The organism is Anaeromyxobacter diazotrophicus (assembly GCF_013340205.1).
Classification (GTDB): Bacteria; Myxococcota; Myxococcia; order Myxococcales; family Anaeromyxobacteraceae; genus Anaeromyxobacter_A; species Anaeromyxobacter_A diazotrophicus.
Genome location: NZ_BJTG01000012.1, coordinates 40,609 through 60,975, shown reverse-complemented (window position 1 = coordinate 60,975; position 20,367 = coordinate 40,609). Strand labels below are relative to the sequence as shown.

Genomic DNA, 20,367 nt, shown 5'->3' with positions numbered 1-20,367 from the left:
CATGGCCATCCCCGGCACGGCACCCTTCGGTTCCAAGACGCTCCCCCAGGCGCTGGTGGCGGTGGCGCGCCGCAAGCCCGGCGCGCTCTTCCTGCGCGTCGTCGACCCCCGCGCGCCCGAGGCCCCGCCGCGCCAGCTCACCTTCGGAGACTTCGAGCGGGCCGTGCGCCGCGCCGTCGCCTTCCTGCGCGGCCGCGGCGTGGGCGCGGGCGACCGGCTGCTCTTCTTCGCCGAGAACGGCGCCGAGTGGCAGGCGCTCTCGCTGGCCGCGCAGGCGCTCAAGGCCGAGCCGGCCGCGATCTTCGCGCAGCTCGGCGGGGAGCAGGCGGCCGCCATCGGGCTCAGGGTGAAGCCGCGGCTCCTCGTCGTCTCCGACGCGGCGCAGTGGTCGAAGCTCTCCGGCGCGGCCGGCGCGCTCGCGGCCGCCGGGCTCGCGACGGTGGTGGCGCGCGAGCCGCTCGCGGCCGGCGCGCTGCCGCCCGGGGTCGCCGCCGTCTCCTACGGCGAGATCTTCGAGGGCGCGGCCCCCGAGCTCTCCCCCGCCGAGCTGGACGCGCTCGTCGCCGGGGGCGACGGCGAGGACCCGTTCCTGCTCCTCTTCACCAGCGGCACCACCGGCCGGCCCAAGGGCGTGCGCCTCCCCCAGCGCGCCATGCTGCGCGCCATCGAGGACGGCCGCGCCTCGACCGCCGTCACCGAGGAGGACGACGGGCTGCACTTCCTGCCCTTCGGGCACGTGGCGGGCCACGACCAGTTCATGCTGGCGCTGGCGCAGGGGCACCGGCTCATCCTGGTGGCGCGGCGCGAGGACGTGCCGCGCGGGCTCGCGCTCGGGCCGACCTACCTCTTCTCGGTGCCGCTCTTGTACGAGCGCATCCGCGGCGAGGTCGAGGCGCGCCTGGCGCGCCTGCCGCGCTGGGCGAGGCCCCTCGGGCGGCGGCTCGCGCCCCGGGCCGTGCGCCGGAAGCTGGGCGGCCGGGTCCGCGGGCTCTTCTCCGGCGGCGCCGGCGCGGCGCCCGGGCTCGAGACCTTCTTCGAGGAGCTCGGGCTGCCCTTCGTCGAGCTCTACGGCATGACCGAGACGGCCGGGCTCATCTCCTCGAACCTCTTCTCCGGCCGGCGCGTGCCCGGCTCGGCCGGCCACCTCTCCTCGGTGGTCGAGGCGCGGCTCGAGCCGGACGGCGAGCTGTGCGTGCGCGGCGGCACGCTCATGACGGGCTACCTCGACCCGGAGGACGAGGAGGGCGCCTTCACCGCCGACGGCTACTTCCGCACCGGCGATCTGGCGCGGTTCGCGGAGGACGGGACCCTGCACGTGGAGGGGCGCAAGAAGAGCCTGCTCGTGCTCTCCACCGGCAAGAAGCTCTCGCCCGAGCCCATCGAGCAGGTCCTCGCCTCGACCCCGCCCTTCAGCGGCGCGGTGCTGCTGGGGGACGGCCGGCCCTTCGTGGCGGCGGCGCTGTTCGTGCCGCCGGCCGAGCTGGAGCGGCTCGGGGCGGCGGGCCGCGACCCGGCGGTCGAGCTGCTCGAGCAGGCCCGCGCCGCCCTGGCCGGCTTCTCCGAGTACGAGAAGCCGAAGCGGGTGCTGATCATCCCGGGCTCGCTCGACCAGCACCCGGCGCTCGTCACCCCCACGCTCAAGGTGAAGCGCGACGCCTTCCTGCGCTGGGCCGCGGCGCAGGTGGAGGCGCTCTACGCGCCGGCGCGCTCCTGAGCGGGGGCGGGCAGCGCCTCCAGCGCGGCCAGCCGCTCCAGCAGGGTGGGGTGGCTGTAGTGCCAGGCGCTGTACCAGGGGTGCGGGTGCAGGTTCGAGAGGTTCTCCCGGTTCAGCTTGACGAGCGCCGAGGCGAGCGCCGCCGGCGCCCGCGCCAGGGCGACCGAGCGCCGGTCGGCCTCGTACTCGTGCCGGCGCGACACGAAGCTCGAGAGCGGCGCGAGGAAGAAGGTGAAGGCGCCGCCGCCGAGCGAGGCGAGGGCCACCGCCGCCTCCAGCGAGGGCGCCGCGAAGCCGAACGCCTGGAAGAGCGGCGGCCAGCGCACGAGCCAGGCCAGCGCCGCCAGCGAGGCGAGCTGGACCCCGAGCCCGAGCGCGAGCCGCCGGTGGACGTGGCGCGCCTGGTAGTGGCCGATCTCGTGGGCGAGCACCGCCGCGGTCTCGTCCACCGTCATCTGCGCCACCAGCGTGTCGAAGAGCACGATGCGCGGCCGGAAGAAGCCGGTGAAGTAGGCGTTGGAGTGGCCGGAGCGGCGCGAGGCGTCCATGACGTAGAGGCCGCGGGTGGCGAAGCCGGCCTGGCGGGCCATCTCCTCCAGCCGCGCGCGCAGCGGGCCCTCCGGCAGCGGGGCGAAGCGGTTGAAGAGCGGCGCGATGAGGGTGGGGTAGAGCCAGACGAGCGCGATCTGGACCGCCGCCAGGAACGCGAACAGCCACAGCCACCAGGCGCGCCCGGTGAGGGCGAAGAAGCCGTAGGTCGCGTAGAGGAGCGGGAGCCCCAGGGCCGCCGCGAGCAGGAGCCCCTTCAGCCGGTCCTTCAGCCAGAGCGCGGGCGTGGCGCGGTTGAAGCCGAAGCGCTGCTCGAGCGCGAAGGTGGAGTAGAGCGAGAAGGGCAGGTCGAGGAGCGCGGTGGCGGCCGCGAGCGCCGCCAGGAAGGCGGCGAAGCGGTGCGCGCCGCCGAGGCCGCGACCGGCGAGCCACGCGTCGAGCGCGGGCAGGACGCCGGAGAAGAGCAGGGCGAGCGTGACGGCGGTGCCCCAGGCGGCCTGGGCGAGGCCGAAGCGGCCGCGCGCCAGCGTGTAGGCGCGGCTGCGGCGGGCGGTGTCCGGGTCGAGCCGCCCGGCGAGCGGCGGCGGCACCGCGTCGCCGGCGCGCGCGACGTGGCGGAGGTTGGCGAGCGCGAGCCCGCTCTCGACGGCGAGCTGCGCCAGGAAGAAGGCGAGGAAGAGGCCGGTCACGAGCTGGGTCACGCGCTCCCTCCGGCGCGCCAGCCGGCGCGCGGGCCCTGGTAGACGGCCCGCCCGGCGGCGAGCTCGAGGACGTGGTCGAGGGCGGCCACGAGGTCCTCCGCGTGGTGGGTGACGAGCACGAGCGGCGTGCCGGACCGGGCGAGGCGCTCGACGTCGTCCAGCAGCGCCGCGCGCGCCTCGGGGTCGAGGCCGTCGCACGGCTCGTCGAGCACGAGCAGCTCGGGCCCGGCCACCAGCGCGCGCGCCAGGAGCAGCCGCCGCAGCTCCCCGAAGGAGAGGCCGTGGATGCGCCGGCCGGCGAGGTGCGCCACCCGCAGGCGCTCCATGGCGCGGGAGGCGGCGGCGCGCTGCGCCTCGGTGGCGGGCTCGACCGCGCCGATGCTGGCGGTGAAGCCGGAGGCCACGACCTCCTCGGCCAGCACGTCGCCGCGGTGGCGCGCCTGCAGGTCGGGCGACACGAAGCCCACCCGCGCCTTCACCTCGAAGACGCTGGCGCGCTCGCCCAGGTCGAGCCGCGCCACCCGCCCGCCCGGCATCGCCTGCTCGTCGCCCACCACGAGGCGCAGCAGGGTGGACTTCCCGGCGCCGTTCGGCCCCACCACGGCCCAGCTCTCGCCCCGCCGCACCGTCCAGGAGAGATCCCGCAGCGCCGGCCGCCCCTCGACGTTCACGTCGGCGTGGGAGATGGAGAGGAGGATCGAGCTCGAGGGGGGCCCCGCGGTCGCCGGGCCGGCCGCCGGCGTCGGGTTCGCGGTCGCAGTCGGGTTCGCGGTCGGGGTCGAGGTCGAGGTCGCGGTCGGGTTCGCGGTCGGGTTCGCGGTCGCGGTCGCGGTCGCGGTCGAGGCCGCCGGCCCCCCCCGGTGCCGCCCGAGCACCTCCTCCCGCCCCCCCTGCGCCAGGATCTTCCCCCCGTGCAGCACCGCCACCCGGGTGATCTCCGGGACCAGCTCGTCGCGCCGGTGGGTCGCGACCACCACCGGCGTGCCGCCGCGCGCCACCGCCGAGACGAGCGCGAGGAACCCCGCCCGCGCCGCGGCGTCGAGCCCGTGGCAGGGCTCGTCGAGGAAGAGGAGCCGCGGCCGCCCCACCAGCGCGCGGGCGAGGAGGACCCGGCGCGCCTCGCCGGAGCTCAGCTCGAGGATGGAGCGGCGGGCGAGCGGCGCCGCCCCCAGCGCCGCCAGCGTCTCCTCCACCCGCGCCGCCTGAGCCGGCGTCGCCGCCTCGGGAGGGTAGACGCTGTCGGTGAAGCCGCTGCGGACCACCGCCTCCGCCGGCAGCGCCCAGTCCCGCCGCACGTACTCCTGCTGCAGCTCGGGCGAGACGAGGCCGATCCGCTCGCGGACGCCGATGGGGCTCTCCTCGGGCGCGCCCGCCAGGTGGAAGACGCGGCGGCCGCGGCCGTGGGCCGGCCACAGCTCGCCCCGGAGCAGCCGCAGCAGGGTGGACTTGCCCGAGCCGTTCGCGCCGACGAGCCCCCACGACTCGCCCTCGCGGAGCGCGAGCGAGAGGCCGGTCAGCACGTCGCGGCCGCCGAGGCGGACGTCGACGTCGCACAGCTCGACGAGGGGCGCGGTCACGCGGCGGGAACTATAGTCGCCCCGTGGAGGCGCGCCTCGTCGAGTTCGCGCGGCTGCTGCGCCAGAACGGCGTGCGGGTGTCGCCGGCCGAGGTGGCCGACGCCGCGCGCGCGGCCGCCTTGCTGGGCGTGGAGGAGCGCGAGGCGCTCCGGGCGGCGCTGCGGGTGACGCTCGTGAAGCGCGCCGCCGACGCGCCGGTCTTCGACGCGCTCTTCGAGCTGTACTTCTCCGGCCTGGGCCGGCTCCTCGACGGCCTGGGGCGCGGGCTCCTCGAGGGGCTGCCGGAGGGGGCGCTCTCGGGAGAGGAGCTGCGGGCGGCGGCGCTGGCGCTGCAGGAGCTCGGGCCGGGCCTGTCGCCGCTGGCGCGGGCGGCCCTCACCGGCGAGCGCGGCGCGGCGGCGCGGCTGTTCGAGGGGGCGGCGCGCCAGGTCGACTTCGCCGCGCTCGTCACCTCGGCCCAGCTCGGCTTCTACGCGCGGCGCCTGTTCGCGGCGGCGGGGGGGCCGGACGCGGGCCGGGAGCTGACCGGGCTGCCGGAGGCCCTGCGCGCCCGCGGGCTCTCCCCGCGCGCGCTCGAGCTCGTGTCCGGGCGGCTGCGGGAGCTCCTCGACGCGCTGGAGCAGGCGGCGCGCCGCTACGCGGAGCTGGAGCTCCGGGCGCGGGCGGCGGGGCGGCGGCAGCGCGCGCTCGCGCCCGCGGGCCTGGCCGCGCTCTCGCGGGAGGAGCTCGCCCGCGCCGAGGAGGCGGTGCGGCGGCTGGCGGAGCGGCTCCAGGCGCGGCTCGCCTCCCGCGCGCGCGCCCGGCGCGGCGCGCTGCACCTGCGCCGGACCTTGCGCAAGAACCTGGCGCTCGGCGGCCTCCCGGCGCGGCTCGCCTTCCGGCGCCGGCGGCCCGAGCGGCCGGACGTGGTGGTGCTGTGCGACGTGTCCGACTCCGTCCGCCACGTCTCGCGGCTCATGCTCGTCTTCGTCTACACGCTGCAGGCGCTCTTCACGCGCGTCCGCAGCTTCGTGTTCGTCTCGGACGTCGGGGAGGTGACGGAGGCGTTCCGGCGCGAGCCCGACGTGGCGCGCGCCGCCGACCTCGCCACCGCCGGCCAGGTGGTGAGCCTGGCCGGGAACTCCAACTACGGGCGGGCGCTGACGGCCTTCCACGCGCGGCACCTCGCCGCCGTGACCCGCCGCACCACCGTGCTCGTGATCGGCGACGGGCGCACGAACTACCACCCGCCGCAGGCCTGGGTGCTGGAGGCGCTGCGCCGTCGCGCGCGGCGCGTGGTGTGGATCTGCCCCGAGGAGCGCTGGGCGTGGGGGCAGGGGGACAGCGAGATGCCGCTGTACGCCGCGAAGGTGGAGCGGGTGGCGACGGTGACCACGCTGGCGGACCTGGAGGGGCTGGCGGAGGCGCTGGTGCCGAGGAGCGCGGGGAGGCGGTGAGGGCGCGGGCGAGGGGGATGGGGCTGGTTACAACTCCCTCATGAACTCCGACGACGCCAGCCTCCTGCGGCAGCTCCTCGATCAGCGGGTGCTCTCCCTGGGGGTGCTGGTGGACGGAGCGCCCTACGTCGGGCTCCTGCCCTTCGCCCTCTCCGGCGACCTCCAGGCGCTCCTCGTCCACGCCTCGGGGCTGGCGCGGCACACGAGGGGGCTCGGAGACGGCGCGCCGTGGTCGGCGCTGCTCCACCTGCCGGACGACCCGGCCGGAGACCCGCTCCAGGTCGGGCGGGTGACGCTCTCCGGCGAGGTGCGCCGGCTCGCGGAGGGCACGCCCGAGCACGAGGCGGCGAAGGCGCGCTTCCTCGCCCGCTTCCCCGACGCCGCGAGGACCTTCGAGCTCGCCGACTTCGGGCTCTACGCGCTGCGCGTCCGCGCCGGGCGCCTGGTGGCGGGCTTCGCCCGCGCCCGCGACGTCTCGCCGGGCGATCTGGCCTCGCTCGGCCGTTCCGATTGACTCGCGCCGGGCCTCCCACCTAGTTTCCTCGGCCCGATGCGCAAGGTCTTCGTCCACACCTTCGGCTGCCAGATGAACGAGGCCGACAGCTCCCGCATGGTCGAGCTGCTCGGGCGGCACGCCTTCGCCGCCACCGCCCACCCGGAGGACGCGGACCTCATCCTCGTCAACACCTGCGCCGTCCGCGAGAAGGCGGAGCAGAAGCTCCTCTCGGCGCTGGGCCGCTACCGCGCGCACAAGGCGCGCCGCGGCACGCTGCTGGCGGTGGGCGGCTGCGTCGCGCAGCAGGAGAAGGACCGCCTGCTGGCGCGCGTCCCGTACCTCGACTTCGTCTTCGGGCCCGACAACCTGGCCCGGCTCCCCGAGATGATCGAGCGCGCCGCCCGCGAGCGGTTCGCGGAGACGGGCTGGATGGCCTCGGAGGAGTACGTCTTCCCCGGCGCCGACCCCGAGGCGGCGCGCGGCCGCGCGACGGCGTTCGTCACCGCCATGAAGGGCTGCGACAACGTCTGCTCCTTCTGCATCGTGCCGCACACGCGGGGGCGCGAGATCTCGCGGCCCTACCCGGAGATCGTGGCGGAGTGCGCCGCGCTGGCCGCGGTGGGCGTGCGCGAGGTGACGCTCATCGGGCAGAACGTGAACTCGTACGCCGGGGGCTGCGACTTCGCCGCGCTCCTCCGGCGGGTGGCCGCGGTGCCGGACCTGGCCCGCGTGCGCTTCACGACCAGCCACCCCCACGACCTCTCCGACGCGCTGGTGGAGGCGTTCCGCGACGAGCCGAAGGTGATGCCGCACTTCCACCTGCCGGTGCAGTCGGGCTCCGACCCGGTGCTGGCGCGCATGCGGCGCGACTACACGGTGGAGGAGTACCTGGGCCGCTTCGAGCTCCTGCGCGCGGCGCGGCCGGGGATCGCGATCACCACCGACTTCATCGTCGGCTTCCCCGGCGAGTCGGACGAGGACTTCCGGCGGTCGCTGGCGCTGCTGGAGCGGGCGCGCTTCGACAACTCCTTCTCCTTCGTCTACAGCCCGCGCCCGCACACCGGCGCCGCCCGGCGGCTCGGCTCGGCGCCCGAGTGGCAGGAGGTGCCGCGCGAGGTGGCGGTGCCGCGCCTCGAGGCGCTCCAGGCGGTCCAGCGGCGCATCGCCTCCGAGGTCATGGCGGGCCAGCTCGGGCGCACGGTCGAGGTGCTGGTCGAGGGCGCGCTGGAGGGCGAGGAGGGCCGCCGCTTCGGGCGGACGCCGGAGAACCGCGTGGTCCACCTCGACGCGGACGAGCTGCGCGCGCCGGCGGGGGCGGTGCTGCGGGTCCGGGTGACGAGGGCGCACGCGAACTCGCTGAGCGGCGAGCTCCCCGCGTGAGAGCGCGCCGCGCCCCCGGACCGGCGGGGCGCGGCGCGTGCGACGGCGGGCGTGGCGCCCGCCGACCCGCCTGACCGGCCCGCCGCTACGGCGACGTCGGCGGCGCGGCCTGCGGTGGCGGCGACGCCGCCCGCGAGGCGAGCTCGCCGATCATGGTGTGGGCCCACGCGAGCACCTCGGGCGAGCTGAGCAGCTCGTCCAGCGTGGCCTGCACCTGCTCCAGCTCGATCTGCGGGGGCCGAGGCTCGGCGCAGGTGTGCCGTGGCGTCAACTGGAGGAGCTCCCATCCGCCGCTGGGGTGGATGTTCATGGCGTTGGCGGTGCCGACGTAGAGCGCGGCTCCGTCCGTCACCATGTTGCGGATGCCGTAGTTGGTGTCGTTTCCCAGCCCGGTCAAGGTCTCGGCCGCGACGTTGCCGTCGCATCCGATGCGGACGAGATCGGCGCCGTCGCGCGGCAGTCGCTCCCCGAGCTGCTCGAGCGTGAGCTGGTAGCTTCCCTTGAGGGACTCCTCGCAGGCCTCGCCGTCGTAGCTGATGCACTGCACCTCCCCGTCGGTGCCCCAGTCAGGCGGTGGCGGCACGTTGGGGTCGATCCCGAGGAGGCCTTCCAGGGTCCCGCGCGCGACCTGCACCCAGTCGAACGTCCCGATGTAGAGCGCGTCCCGGTAGACGGTCATGCTCCACACGTACGCGTTGAAGAAGTTGCCGAACCCGGAGGAGCCGCACTCCGGCATGAGGCCGGCGACGTTCTGATGCGCCTCGTCTGCGACGACGGTGTACATGCGGCGCTCCGCGTCGTAACGCGGCAGGTACCGCTCGCCGAACACGAGCTCGATCCACCGGGTCGGCCAATCCGAACCCGGGGTGAACGGCGACGCGTCCGGGTCGCCCACGAGCGCGAACACCGCCACCGAGCGGTGGCTGCCGAGCGCCAGGGCGAGCTGCTCGTCCGCGTCGATCTTGCCGTCCTGGTTCGCGTCGAGATCGAGCTTCCCGGCCTGCTGCAGCTGGGCGGCGATGGTGGTCGCCAGGAACGGGACGCTCATCGTGCCCCAGTAGAGCTTGCCGCCGAAGGAGGCGATGGCGCCTCCGCCGGTGCTGAGCCGGGCGATGGGGTCGGGGTCGTACTCGGCGACTGACCAGATCTCTCGCCAGCAGCCGACGTCGGACACGGAGAGCCCGGCCGCGCCGAGCCACGGGCTCATGAAGAGGCCGGCCGGGCGCACCTTGGAGATGTCGCCCCCGAATGTCGGCCAGGTGGTGACGAACAGGTGCCCCTCGTGGAAGGCCAGGTTCGCCGCCTCGTTGTCGATGACGCCGACGACCTCGAAGTCGAACAGCGTCTGGGGCTCGCACTTCTTGCCCCTCCAGCGGAGGATCGAGCCCGCCGGCTGCGGATCGCAGGGGGCGGCGCTCGCGAGGCAGGCCGAGGCGGTGGCGTCCGTCCCCAGCGCGTCCAGCGTGTTGCCGACGCCCGCGTACAGCACGCCCCGCACGTTCACCCAGGTGCGAATGTCGCTGAACTGGGGGAGGCTCTTCGCGCCGAGCAGCTCGCCGGTCGCGTCGTCGAAGGCGAACATGTTGATGCCTCCCTGCAGGCCCGGGCCAGCCAGGAACACCACGCCGTCCGCCGCGCCTGCCGAGCGGAACCCGAAGGTCGCCTTGCGCAGCTGATCGGCCTCGGTGCCGTCCGCGGCGTCGAGCAGGGTGAGGGTGCCCGAGTCGAGGTTGTACCGGTAGAGGTGCGGCGGGCGGAAGTCGCCCATCCCGGCGGCGTTGTTCTGGCCCTCGCACACGAAGTACTGGTTCTGCAGCGAGGCCTTCGGATCGGGCGCGAGCACGCCGAGCACGACCTGGCACACGACGTTGGCGGCCGTCCCGAACCAGAGGTCACGTCCGGTCCGCGTGAGCCCCCAGACGTACGACTGGTTCCGCTTCGGAGTGCCCGTCGCGCAGCGCCCGTCGACAGGGACCCCGCTCGCCTGGCCGACGCCGTTGAAGCACTCGTCCACGTCCGCCTTGGCGAGCAGCTCGTGATCGAGCTCCTGCACCTGCTCGATGAGGTTGCGGTCCTCGTTCCACTCGAAGCGCTCCTCGGCCCAGAAGTGGGCGAGCTGCGCCAGGCTCTCGGCGGCGTCGTCGGGGGGAGCCCAGCCCTGGGGCGCGGGCGGCAGCGCGCGCGGTCCGGTCGGCGGCGGCGGCGGCGGCGGCGGGGGTGGCGGCGTTGGTGGCCCGCTCACGTCGGGCGGAGCTCCGGCATCGGTGGAGGTGGTGGGAGGCGAGGTCGGCGTGTCGCTCGCGCCGGGCTGCTGGGGCGCCCCCGGATCCCCTCCGCCGCCTGTCCCCTGGTTCACCGATGGACCGCCGGGCGCCCCCGGCGTCGTGGGTGTGCTCTGGTTCCCGCCGCACGCGATGAGCACCGCGAGTCCGATCGCGATCGCCAGCGACGAACCGAGGCGCTTCGACATCCTCATGATCATCCCCCCGCCCTGTTGGGCAGCCCGAGCGCGCGGTTCCTCCACCGCCCGCCGAGCGAGGAGGCCTACAAGCATGCGTCGAGCCGGCCGTGGCACGACCGCCAGGTCACTGATTCCAGGCACCGGGCCGCCGTCACGCGCCGTCGGGGCAGGCGCTCGCTTCACCATGCGGCGAACTGTGGTACGACGTGAGGCAAATCGCTTCTGCCACGTTCGAGCGCGGTCGCCCGCCGCGCCCCGGTGGAGCCGGCCGTCCGGATGGAGCCGAGGCGCTCGCCGGTCCGGCGCCTTGCGGCGCGCTGGGACGCGGGCTAGCATCCACGGCCCCAACGGGAGACTCCTGCACGTGGCGACGATCAGACCGTTCGGCGGCAAGACCCCACAGCTCCACGACACCGTGTTCGCCGTCGAGAGCGCGGTGGTGGTGGGCGACGTCGTCGTCGGCGAGCACGCGTCCCTCTGGTTCGGCGCCATCGTGCGCGGTGACGTCAACCACGTCCGCATCGGCGCTCGCACGAACGTGCAGGACCACGCGGTGATCCACGTCACCAGCCACACCCACCCGACGGTGGTGGGCGAGGACGTCACCATCGGCCATCGCGTGACGCTCCACGGCTGCACCATCCGGGATCGCTGCCTCATCGGGATCGCGGCGACGGTGCTGGACGGGGCGGTGGTGGGCGAGGAGACGCTGGTCGGCGCAGGCGCCCTCGTGCCGCCCGGGATGGTGGTGCCGCCGCGGACGCTCGCCCTGGGCTCGCCGGCGAAGGTGAAGCGGGAGCTCACCGCGGACGAGATCGCCTTCTTCCGCACCTCGGCCCAGAACTACGTGCGCTACGCGCAGCAGTACCTCCGGGAAGGCTGGTCCGGCCGATGAACGTCGTCGACGCGCTGCAGCGCGCGCCGCTCTTCAAGGACTTCAGCCCGACGGGGCTGGAGGCGCTGGCGGAGATCGCGCAGGAGCGGAAGCTCGCCGCGGGCGAGGTCCTCTTCCAGGAGGACGCACCCGGCGACTCGCTCTTCGTCATCCGCAGCGGGACGGTGCGCCTGACCCAGCGCCTCGAGGGCGGGGAGCGCGAGGTCGGCACGCTAGGGCCGGGCGAGCACCTCGGCGACCTGGGCCTCCTGGCGCGGACGGTGCGCCTCGTGACCGCCAGCGCCGCGACCGACTGCGAGCTCCTCGAGCTCACCCGCCGCGCCTTCTTCAAGAAGGCGCAGGACAAGCCGGTGACGTGCCTCAAGCTGGCGGCGGTGGTGGCGGGCGAGATCGCCCGCCGGGTCGAGGCGAGCCGCGCGGCGCTGCGCGACCTGGCGGGGCGGTAGCGGACGATGCTCCAGCAGCTGGTCGACCTCCTGGGGGAGCGCTCGCTCGACGTGGGCTACGCCTTCGTCTTCGGCGTGCTGCTCCTGTGCGGCTTCGGGCTGCCCATGCCCGAGGACGTGGTGCTCGTCACCGGCGGCGTGCTGGCCTGGCTCGCCTCGCCCATGGAGACGCCGGCGCTCCGGGCGCTGCCGTTCGACGACGGGCTGCGCCGGATGGTGCTGGTGGGGCTGCTCGGGATCCTGGCCGGCGACTCGGTCATCTACTGGATGGGCCGGCGCCTCGGCGCGCGCATCGCCGAGTTCCGGCTCCTGCGCCGGCTGGTGCCGCCCGAGAAGCTGCAGCACGTCGAGCAGCTCCTGCGCCGGCGCGGCAACGTGGTGGTGGTCATCGCCCGCTACCTGCCCGGGCTGCGGGCGCCGACCTACTTCACGGTCGGCCACTCGCGCCTGCCCTACTGGCAGTTCCTCCTCTTCGACGGGCTGGCGGCGCTGGTCTCGGCGCCGCTGTGGGTCTGCCTCGGCTTCTGGTTCGGGGACGACATCGAGAAGGCGGCGCTCGAGGCGTCCCGCTTCTCCCACTACATCCTGCTCGCGGTGGCGGTGGTGGTGCTCGCGCTCGCCTTCCGCTGGGTGCAGCGGCGCCGGGCGGAGCGCGCCGGCGCGCCCGAGCGGTGACGCGCGTCCGGTTGGGCGGGGGCTCGTACCCCCCGCCGCGGTCAGGCTCGCCGTTCGCCGCGCCCGAGGAGCCGCCGCCACCAGCCCGCGAGGCCGCGGGGCGGCGGCGCGGGCCGGGGGCGCTCCGGCAGGCGGAAGCCGGCGGTCAGCATGCGGTCGGCCGGCGCGTGCGCCTCGCCCTGCGCCACCGCCTGCGAGGGGCGGCCCCGGGCGGCGAAGCTGGTCGTCACGGCGCGGTTGGTCGAGAGCTCGCGGGCGGAGACGGTGAGCAGGCACTCCGCGCCGAGCTCGAGCACGACCGCGATCTTGACCACGCCCTTCGGCGCGCGCGGCAGCCCGTCGAGGCGCACCGTGCCGAGGTACTCGCAGCCGTCGGCGCGCCCCGCCTCGCCCTGCACCACCGCCAGCTCGAAGGCGGTCTGGCCGTCGGCGGTGGTGGAGAGGCCGTACTGCTTCTTCACGGGCAGCGGCGTGTTGCGCTCGAAGACCGGCCGAACCCGGCCGTCGGGCAGGGCGATGCCGATGGGGAGCGCCAGCACGTCGATGAGCACCGGGCCGTCGGGCCGGCCCAGCGAGTCCGCGAGCAGCGCCGCCCCGACCGCCACCGCCTCGTCGGGGTGGACGGCGCGCGAGGGCGCCCGCCCGAAGAAGGCGCGGACCTTGTCGTGGACGAGCGGCATGCGCGACTGGCCGCCGACCAGGAGCACCTCGTCCACGTCGCCCGGCCCGAGCCCCTTGGCGGCGAGCGCGCCCTGGCAGACCGCCAGCGTACGGTCGACGAGCGGCTCGACCAGCGCGGCGATCTCCGCCCGCGCCAGCTTCGCGTCGAGCGTCACCGGCGCGCCGCCGCGCAGCGCGAGGAAGGGGAGGTGGACGGGGAAGTCCTGGCGCTCGGAGAGCGCGCACTTGGCGCGCTCGGCGGCGTCGTAGAGCCGCGAGAGCGCCACCCGGTCGCCGTCGAAGGCGGCGCCGGTCTGCGCGCGGTAGAGCTCGAGCAGCCGCTCCACGATGCGCCGGTCGAAGTCGAGCCCGCCGAGGAAGGTGTCGCCGGCGGTGGAGACCACCTCGTAGAGCTCGTCCTGCAGCTCCAGCACCGAGGCGTCGAAGGTGCCGCCGCCGAGATCGTAGACCAGGACGCGCTGCCGGAGCTTTCGCCCGTGGGCGAAGGCCAGGGCGGCCGCGGTCGGCTCGTTGACGATGCGCTCGACGTGGAGCCCCGCCAGCGCGCCGGCGCGCCGCACCGCCGCGCGCTGCCGCTCGGTGTAGTAGGCGGGGACGGTGATGACGGCGCGGTTCACCTCCTCCCCGAGGTGGTCCTGCGCCACCCCCCGGACCTGGAGCAGGATGACCGCCGCGATCTCCTCCAGCGAGACGGTCTGCCCGCCGAGCCGCACCGCCGCGAGCCCGTCCTCGCCCTCGACCACCTCGTAGGCGAAGGAGGCGCGGAGGTCCTGCACCGCCTTCGACTCGAACGGGCGGCCGAGGAGCCGCTTCGCGCCGTGGATGGTGTCGTGCGGCGCGGAGAGGAGCTGCGCGCGGGCGAGGTGGCCCACCACCACCTGGCGGCGGGCGTTCACCGCCACGATGGAGGGCACGGTGGCGTGGCCCTCGCGCGAGGGGATGACGTAGGGGCGGCCGTCCTTCACCACCGCGGCGCACGAGTTGGTGGTGCCGAGGTCGATGCCGATCACCGCGCGCGAGCGCTGCGCGGCGGGCGCCGGCGCGCGCGGCAGCCCCAGCTCCAGCGCGAACGTCCCCGCCTCCACGCGCTCCGCCGGCCGGGCTCGCTCGCTCACCCGCGCATCATCGCCGCCGGCGTCCGGCCCGGCAAGCGCGCGCAGGGCGGCGCGCCTTGACCACCTGCGCTCACGTCCGCTATACGTCCGCATGCTCAACCGCGACGAACTGCGCGAGGCGCTCACCTTCGACGACGTGCTGCTCGTCCCCGGTGAGAGCGACGTGCTCCCGAAGACGGTCGAGACGGCCACCCGCCTCACCCGCAACATCTCCCTCCACATCCCCATCGTCTCGGCGGCCATGGACACGGTCACCGAGGCGCGCATGGCGATCGCCATGGCCGCCGCCGGTGGGCTCGGCTTCATCCACAAGAACCTCACCGTCGAGCAGCAGGCGGCCGAGGTCCTCAAGGTGAAGAAGTACGAGTCGGCGGTGGTGGGAGACCCCATCACCATCGAGCCGGAGGCGCGCCTCGCCCAGGCGGTGGCGCTCATGCGCGAGAACGGCATCAGCGGCATCCCGGTGACGCGCAAGGGCCGGCTGGTGGGCATCCTCACCAACCGCGACCTGCGCTTCGAGAAGAACCTCGAGCAGCGCGTCGAGGAGGTCATGACGAAGGACCTCATCACCGCGCGCGAGGGGGTCGGCATCGAGGAGGCGAAGGACCTCCTGCACCGCCACCGCATCGAGAAGCTGCTGGTGGTGAACGAGGCCTACGAGCTGAAGGGCCTCATCACCATCAAGGACATCGAGAAGATCAGCCAGCACCCGAACGCCGCCAAGGACGCCAAGGGGCGGCTGCTGTGCGGGGCGGCGGTGGGGGTCGGCCCCGACCGCGAGGCGCGGGTGGCGGCGCTGCTCAAGGCCGGCGCCGACGTCATCGCCGTCGACACGGCGCACGGGCACTCGAAGGGCGTCCTCGACGCGGTCCGCGCCACCCGGGCGAACTTCCGGAGCGTGGAGCTCGTGGCCGGCAACGTGGCCACCGCCGAGGCGACGGACGCGCTCTGCCGCGCCGGCGTGGACGCGGTGAAGGTCGGCATCGGCCCCGGCTCCATCTGCACCACCCGCGTGGTGGCCGGGGTGGGCGTGCCGCAGATCACCGCCGTGGACGACTGCAGCCGCGCCGCCGAGAAGCACGGCGTGCCGGTCATCTCGGACGGCGGCGTGAAGTTCTCCGGCGACGTGGTGAAGGCGCTCGCCGCCGGCGCCTCGACGGTGATGATCGGCTCGCTCCTGGCCGGCACCGAGGAGGCGCCCGGCGAGGTCATCCTGTACCAGGGCCGCAGCTACAAGAGCTACCGCGGCATGGGGTCGATCGGCGCCATGAAGGAGGGGTCGAAGGACCGCTACTTCCAGGCCGACGTCTCCGAGGCGGACAAGCTGGTGCCGGAGGGGATCGAGGGCCGCGTGCCGTACAAGGGCAGCGTCCAGATGAACGTCTTCCAGCTCGTCGGCGGCCTGCGCAGCGGCATGGGCTACCTCGGCTGCAAGACCATCCCCGAGCTGCGCCAGAAGTCGCGCTTCATCCGCATCTCCTCGGCCGGCCTGCGGGAGAGCCACGTGCACGACGTGATCGTGGAGAAGGAAGCGCCGAACTACCGGATCGACTGAGACGACATCGTGGACATCCACTCCGAGAAGATCCTCATCCTCGACTTCGGCTCGCAGTACACCCAGCTCATCGCGCGGCGGCTGCGCGAGCTGGGCGTCTACTGCGAGATCCACCCGTGCACCGTCCCGGCCGCGCAGATCCGCGCCTTCGCGCCGCGGGGCGTGGTGCTGTCCGGCGGCCCGGCCAGCGTGCTCGCCGCGGGGAGCCCCCGCGCCGACCGCGCGGTCTTCGAGCTGGGCGTGCCGGTGCTCGGCATCTGCTACGGCCTGCAGCTCCTCGCCCACGAGCTGGGCGGGAAGGTGCACCCGGCCGACCACCGCGAGTTCGGCCCCGCCTTCATCGACGTGAAGCAGGGCTCGCCGCTCTTCCAGGGGCTCCCGCCCCGGCTCGACGTGTGGATGAGCCACGGCGACCGGGTCGAGGCGCTGCCGGCCGGCTTCGAGCCCATCGCCTCCACCGGCTCCTCGCCCTTCGCCGCGGTCGAGGATCGGGCGCGCCGCTTCTACGGCGTGCAGTTCCACCCCGAGGTGGTCCACACGCCGCAGGGGAAGGACCTGCTCCGGAACTTCGCCTACCGGGTGTGCGGCTGCTCCGGGACCTGGTCGATGCGCGCCTACGCCGAGGTGGCGGTGGAGCAGATCCGGGCCCAGGTGAAGGATGGGCACGCCATCTGCGCCCTCTCCGGCGGCGTCGACTCGGCGGTGGCGGCGCTGCTCGTGCACCGCGCCATCGGCGACCGGCTGCGCTGCATCTTCGTGGACAACGGCGTCCTCCGCGCGAACGAGCGCCAGCAGGTGGAGGAGGTCTTCGGCCGCATGTTCCACCTGCCGCTCGTCACGGTGGACGCGCGCGCCAGGTTCCTCGGCCAGCTCGCCGGGGTCACCGACCCGGAGCAGAAGCGCAAGATCATCGGCCGGGAGTTCATCGGGGTGTTCGAGGAGGAGGTGGAGCGGCTCGCCCAGCACGGCGAGCGCGCGGCCTTCCTCGTCCAGGGCACGCTCTACCCCGACGTCATCGAGTCGGTGTCCTTCAAGGGCCCGTCGGCCACCATCAAGAGCCACCACAACGTGGGCGGCCTGCCCGAGAAGATGAAGCTCGCCCTGGTGGAGCCGCTGCGCGAGCTCTTCAAGGACGAGGTGCGCCGGCTCGGGCTCGAGCTCGGGCTGCCGAAGGAGAGCGTCCAGCGCCAGCCCTTCCCGGGGCCGGGCCTCGCCATCCGCGTCCTCGGCGAGGTGACCGAGGCGCGGCTCGAGCTGGTCCGGCGCGCCGACGTCATCGTGCAGGAGGAGATCCGCGCCGCCGGCCTGTACGAGAAGCTCTGGCAGGCGTTCGCGGTGCTCCTGCCGGTGCGGAGCGTCGGCGTCATGGGCGACGAGCGCACCTACGAGTCGACCTGCGCCATCCGCGCCATCGAGTCCACCGACGGCATGACCGGCGACTGGGCGCGGCTCCCGTACGAGCTCCTCGCGCGCCTGTCCTCGCGCATCATCAACGAGGTCCGCGGGATCAACCGCGTCGTCTACGACATCTCGTCGAAGCCGCCGGCCACCATCGAGTGGGAGTAGCGCGGGCGCCTCCCTCCCCGGGGGCGCACCTTCCCGCACCCCCTACATGTCGCATGTTGCGCGCGCGCAGCGCGATTCGTCGCGCTGTCCCGCGATCCGGGTATCATCCCCGGCGGAGGCCTCCGGATGCTTCGTCGCTCGTTCGCCGCGCTCGTGCTGTGCGCCCTGGCCGGTTGCCAGGACTACAACTTCAACCCGGTCGGCAAGTGCGTCATCCAGCCGGGGTCCTCGCGCATCAAGCTGTCGAGCCTCGCCGTGGCCGACATCCTGTTCGTCGTGGACGACTCGGGCTCCATGTCCTCCGAGCAGGCGAGCATGGCGCGGAACTTCGGCTCGTTCGTGAGCGCGCTCGCGCAGGCGCAGAAGGACCGGCAGGCCGCCGGGCTCGATCCGTTCGACTTCCACGTCGCGATCACGACCTCCTCGGTCTTCGAGGGGTGGACGCCCTACCAGGCGACCACCTGCGGCGGCACCCCGCTGCAGTGCGCCATCAGCGACTCGCACTACACGCGCACCGCGAGCTCGGAGGTGTGCACCGAGGCGGGCGCGACCTGCGAGGACCTGGTCGAGAACTTCTTCCCGAGCTTCTCGGTGGCCGGGTGCACCGGCGGGGTCGCGAGCCCCGGGGCGACCTACCCGCACGGCAACTTCGTCGCCGCCGCGGGCAACCCGTCCGTGCTGCACTTCACGAAGGACATCTGGGACACCACGAGCTCCACCGCCGCCGCCAAGCTCGACCTGCTGACGAAGCAGTTCCAGGCCAACATCGCGGTCGGCACCTGCGGCTCGGGCATGGAGCAGCACTTCGAGGCCGGTCGGCTCGCGGTGGAGAAGGCGCTGGCCGGGAAGCAGCCCGGCGTCACCGCCGACGAGTGGCCGCACGCGGGCGCGAAGCTGGTGGTGGTGTGGCTGGGCGACGAGGACGACTGCTCGAACCCGGACGATCCCACCCACGCGCTCGCCTTCGACCCGAACAACTTCGGGTCGAGCACCCCCGGCTCGGACGTGTGCGTGAACGACCAGCGCGCCGCGACGCACAAGATGTACGCGCTCGACCGGTACGTGAGCTACTTCACGAGCCTCAACCGCTCCTTCGGCGCCGCGTTCATCTACTCCGCCGACCAGAAGACCTGCGTCGACGACGGCAACGGCAACCGGGTGTGCAAGGCGGGGACGTGCACCTGCGACTGTCCGGCGAGCTGCCTCGCCTCGGGCGGTTGCGGCCCCGGGAAGACCGGGGAGTGCAACGTCCCCAGCGATTGCTCCGGGAAGATCCCGTTCCTCAGCGACGCGCCGGCCGACGTGGTCGGCACGACCCCCTACGGCTCGCGCTACGCCACCTTCTCGGGCCTGCTCCGGCGGCAGGGTGTGAGCACGTTCGAGGCCTCGGTCTGCGACGCGAACTGGGGCGCCACGCTGCAGGGCATCGCCCAGCTCGTGAAGCCGCCGCCCGGGCTCACCCTCCCGACGCAGCCGGCCGCCACCGAGGTGGCGCTGCTCCGCGTCGAGAGCGCCGACGGCAAGTCCTCGCGCTACTGCACCGGTCCCGCCCTGACCCAGGCCGACCTCGCCACGTTCGACTGGTGGTTCGTCGACTGCAAGACCGGCCAGCCCGTCCTCGGCGGCTCCACCTCCAACTGCATCAACATCAACCACGCCACCAAGCACTGCGAGGCGGGCGCGGGCGAGTCGTACATCGCCCAGTACCTCGGGGTCGTGCCCTCGCCGACGCCGGCGAACCCGCTCGGCGGGTGCGACCCGACGAAGGTGCTGGCGGGCGGCGCGTCGACCGACTGCCAGGCGTCCATGGGCGGCGCCGCGACCGACTGGCAGTGCACGCCCATCGGCACCTCCGGGCGCGGCACCTGCACCTGCGCCTCCGCGCAGTAGAGCCGCGATGAGCGCCCGCGGACGCCAGCTCGCCACGCTCCTCGCCGCGCTCGCCTGCGCGTGCAGCAGCGCGCCTCCGGGCGCCGTGACGAAGTGCCAGACGTCCGCCGTCGTCCCCGAGGTCCCCAGGACCGACATCCTGTTCGTGGTGGACGACTCCGGGTCGATGCGCGCGGAGCAGACGCTCCTCGCCGGCGGGTTCAAGCAGTTCATCGACCGGCTGGCGAGCCTGCCGGTGAAGGGCTCGTTCCAGATCGGGATCACCACCACCTCGGTGGACTACCCGTACACCGACGCGTCGGGGGTGTATCACCTGCAGACCACCTACCTCGGCGACCCGGCGCGGCCGTATCCGCAGGGGAAGCTGGTCGGGCCGGCGGCGACGCGCATCCTCTCCGCCTCGTCGGCGACGCTCGTGCAGGACTTCCAGGCCAACGTGAACGTGGGGGTCGACGGCTCGGGCAAGGAGCAGGGGCTCCGCGCCGCGCTGCTGGCCGTCACCGACCGCGTCGCCGACGGCGCGAACGCCGGCTTCCTCCGGCCCGGCGCGCGCCTGGCCGTCATCCTGGTCTCGGACGAGGACGACTGCTCCGACCCCGCCACCCCGCCGGCCATCATCTACAGCAGCGGGGGATCCGACCGGTGCCACACCGACGCCGACCAGGCGCTGCTCCCGCCGGTGGCGACGTACCTCGACGCCTTCCGCCAGCCGCTCGCCGGCGAGAAGCGCGACCTCATCGTGGCGGAGCTGGTGGGGGTGGACGCGTCCGGGCAGCCGGTGAAGACCCTCGCCTGCAACGCCGCCGGCTACGGCGGCTACCGCTACACCGCCTTCGCGCAGGGCGTGAAGACCGGCGGCGGCCAGGCGCTCGTCGCAGACGTCTGCCAGGGCGACTTCACCTCGACGCTCGACGCCATCGCCGGGCTCCTCGCCACGCAGACGGTGCCCCTCTCCGAGGCGCCCACCGACTGGCGGCTCCTGGCGGTGAGCGTGACCCGCGCCGCCGGCGGCACCGCCGCCTGCACGGTCGGCCTCGAAGGCGATCCCTCCGCGAGCGGCAAGGACGTGGTCTACACACCCCCCCTCGAGGGGCGGCCGGCGGCGCTCACCTTCGGGGGCAACTGCACCCTGGGTCAGGGCGACGACGTCCACGTCGAGCTGCTCTGCGCCGGGTAGGCCGGGCGCCGGCGCGCGGCCCAAGCGAGCAGCGGCGCCGAGCTAGCGCCGCG

The 20,367-nt window shown here is 74.4% G+C and carries 15 protein-coding genes; 11 read left to right on the top strand and 4 right to left on the bottom strand.

Features of this window, described 5'->3' with window-relative positions; translation table 11 throughout:
* The first annotated feature begins 1 nt into the window (after position 1).
* Positions 2–1,714 (top strand): AMP-binding protein, encoded by a 1,713-nt coding sequence (locus tag HWY08_RS20210; protein WP_176068628.1) that lies wholly within the window; start codon positions 2–4, stop codon positions 1,712–1,714.
* Here HWY08_RS20210 and HWY08_RS20205 read toward each other — a convergent pair.
* Complete coding sequence (locus HWY08_RS20205; RefSeq protein WP_176068626.1) at positions 1,693–2,964, bottom strand: M48 family metallopeptidase; 1,272 nt, start codon at positions 2,962–2,964, stop codon at positions 1,693–1,695. The genes HWY08_RS20210 and HWY08_RS20205 overlap by 22 nt on opposite strands.
* A complete protein-coding gene (locus HWY08_RS20200; protein ID WP_176068624.1) occupies positions 2,961–4,541 on the bottom strand; it encodes an ABC transporter ATP-binding protein in 1,581 nt (526 codons plus the stop codon). The genes HWY08_RS20205 and HWY08_RS20200 overlap by 4 nt, the downstream gene beginning before the upstream one ends.
* 23 nt (positions 4,542–4,564) lie before the next feature.
* On the opposite strand from HWY08_RS20200, the gene HWY08_RS20195 reads away from it, so the two are divergent.
* Genes HWY08_RS20195 through miaB form a run of 3 tightly spaced genes read left to right on the top strand, consistent with a single transcriptional unit; the run spans position 4,565 to position 7,853 of the window.
* Complete coding sequence (locus tag HWY08_RS20195; protein ID WP_176068622.1) at positions 4,565–5,977, top strand: VWA domain-containing protein; 1,413 nt, start codon at positions 4,565–4,567, stop codon at positions 5,975–5,977.
* 40 nt (positions 5,978–6,017) lie between these two features.
* Positions 6,018–6,491: a pyridoxamine 5'-phosphate oxidase gene (locus HWY08_RS20190; protein ID WP_176068620.1), complete on the top strand. Its 474-nt coding sequence runs from the start codon at positions 6,018–6,020 to the stop codon at positions 6,489–6,491.
* Between the two features lie 36 nt (positions 6,492–6,527).
* Complete coding sequence (miaB, locus tag HWY08_RS20185) at positions 6,528–7,853, top strand: tRNA (N6-isopentenyl adenosine(37)-C2)-methylthiotransferase MiaB (RefSeq protein ID WP_176068618.1); 1,326 nt, start codon at positions 6,528–6,530, stop codon at positions 7,851–7,853.
* An 85-nt stretch (positions 7,854–7,938) separates the two neighbouring features.
* On the opposite strand, the gene HWY08_RS20180 is transcribed toward miaB, so the two are convergent.
* On the bottom strand, positions 7,939–10,095 hold the full coding sequence (locus HWY08_RS20180; RefSeq protein ID WP_176068519.1) for a hypothetical protein: 2,157 nt from the start codon (positions 10,093–10,095) through the stop codon (positions 7,939–7,941).
* A 583-nt stretch (positions 10,096–10,678) separates the two neighbouring features.
* Here HWY08_RS20180 and HWY08_RS20175 point away from each other — a divergent pair.
* The 3 genes from HWY08_RS20175 to HWY08_RS20165 are packed head-to-tail and all read left to right on the top strand — an operon-like array spanning position 10,679 to position 12,330.
* Positions 10,679–11,209, top strand: a complete 531-nt coding sequence (locus HWY08_RS20175) for a gamma carbonic anhydrase family protein (RefSeq protein WP_176068616.1) — start codon at positions 10,679–10,681, stop codon at positions 11,207–11,209.
* Positions 11,206–11,655 (top strand): cyclic nucleotide-binding domain-containing protein, encoded by a 450-nt coding sequence (locus HWY08_RS20170; protein ID WP_176068614.1) that lies wholly within the window; start codon positions 11,206–11,208, stop codon positions 11,653–11,655. Before HWY08_RS20175 ends, HWY08_RS20170 begins: the two co-directional genes overlap by 4 nt.
* Positions 11,656–11,661: 6 nt before the next feature.
* Positions 11,662–12,330, top strand: coding sequence for a DedA family protein (locus HWY08_RS20165; protein ID WP_176068612.1), 669 nt, complete (start codon positions 11,662–11,664; stop codon positions 12,328–12,330).
* Between the two features lie 41 nt (positions 12,331–12,371).
* On the opposite strand, the gene HWY08_RS20160 is transcribed toward HWY08_RS20165, so the two are convergent.
* Positions 12,372–14,126, bottom strand: coding sequence for an Hsp70 family protein (locus HWY08_RS20160; protein ID WP_235969726.1), 1,755 nt, complete (start codon positions 14,124–14,126; stop codon positions 12,372–12,374).
* Between the two features lie 91 nt (positions 14,127–14,217).
* On the opposite strand from HWY08_RS20160, the gene guaB reads away from it, so the two are divergent.
* From guaB to HWY08_RS20140, 4 genes are all read left to right on the top strand, one after another.
* Positions 14,218–15,681 carry an IMP dehydrogenase gene (gene guaB, locus HWY08_RS20155; RefSeq protein ID WP_176068608.1) on the top strand — a complete coding sequence of 488 codons (1,464 nt, stop codon included), beginning with the start codon at positions 14,218–14,220 and terminating at the stop codon, positions 15,679–15,681.
* 9 nt (positions 15,682–15,690) lie between these two features.
* The gene (gene guaA, locus HWY08_RS20150; protein WP_176068606.1) at positions 15,691–17,247 is read left to right on the top strand and encodes a glutamine-hydrolyzing GMP synthase; all 1,557 of its coding nucleotides are present in this window, start codon (positions 15,691–15,693) and stop codon (positions 17,245–17,247) included.
* A gap of 126 nt (positions 17,248–17,373) precedes the next feature.
* Positions 17,374–19,137, top strand: a complete 1,764-nt coding sequence (locus HWY08_RS20145) for a vWA domain-containing protein (RefSeq protein WP_176068604.1) — start codon at positions 17,374–17,376, stop codon at positions 19,135–19,137.
* A gap of 7 nt (positions 19,138–19,144) precedes the next feature.
* On the top strand, positions 19,145–20,314 hold the full coding sequence (locus HWY08_RS20140) for a hypothetical protein (RefSeq protein ID WP_176068602.1): 1,170 nt from the start codon (positions 19,145–19,147) through the stop codon (positions 20,312–20,314).
* Positions 20,315–20,367: the final 53 nt, after the last annotated feature.

Excerpts from the sequence above, each read along its gene's own strand:
- HWY08_RS20210 (WP_176068628.1), top strand. The coding sequence starts at position 2 with ATGGCCATCCCCGGCACGGCACCCTTCGGTTCCAAGACGCTCCCCCAG.
- HWY08_RS20190 (WP_176068620.1), top strand. The coding sequence starts at position 6,018 with ATGAACTCCGACGACGCCAGCCTCCTGCGGCAGCTCCTCGATCAGCGG.
- miaB (WP_176068618.1), top strand. The coding sequence starts at position 6,528 with ATGCGCAAGGTCTTCGTCCACACCTTCGGCTGCCAGATGAACGAGGCC.
- HWY08_RS20170 (WP_176068614.1), top strand. The coding sequence starts at position 11,206 with ATGAACGTCGTCGACGCGCTGCAGCGCGCGCCGCTCTTCAAGGACTTC.
- HWY08_RS20165 (WP_176068612.1), top strand. The coding sequence starts at position 11,662 with ATGCTCCAGCAGCTGGTCGACCTCCTGGGGGAGCGCTCGCTCGACGTG.
- guaB (WP_176068608.1), top strand. The coding sequence starts at position 14,218 with ATGCTCAACCGCGACGAACTGCGCGAGGCGCTCACCTTCGACGACGTG.
- HWY08_RS20145 (WP_176068604.1), top strand. The coding sequence starts at position 17,374 with ATGCTTCGTCGCTCGTTCGCCGCGCTCGTGCTGTGCGCCCTGGCCGGT.
- HWY08_RS20140 (WP_176068602.1), top strand. The coding sequence starts at position 19,145 with ATGAGCGCCCGCGGACGCCAGCTCGCCACGCTCCTCGCCGCGCTCGCC.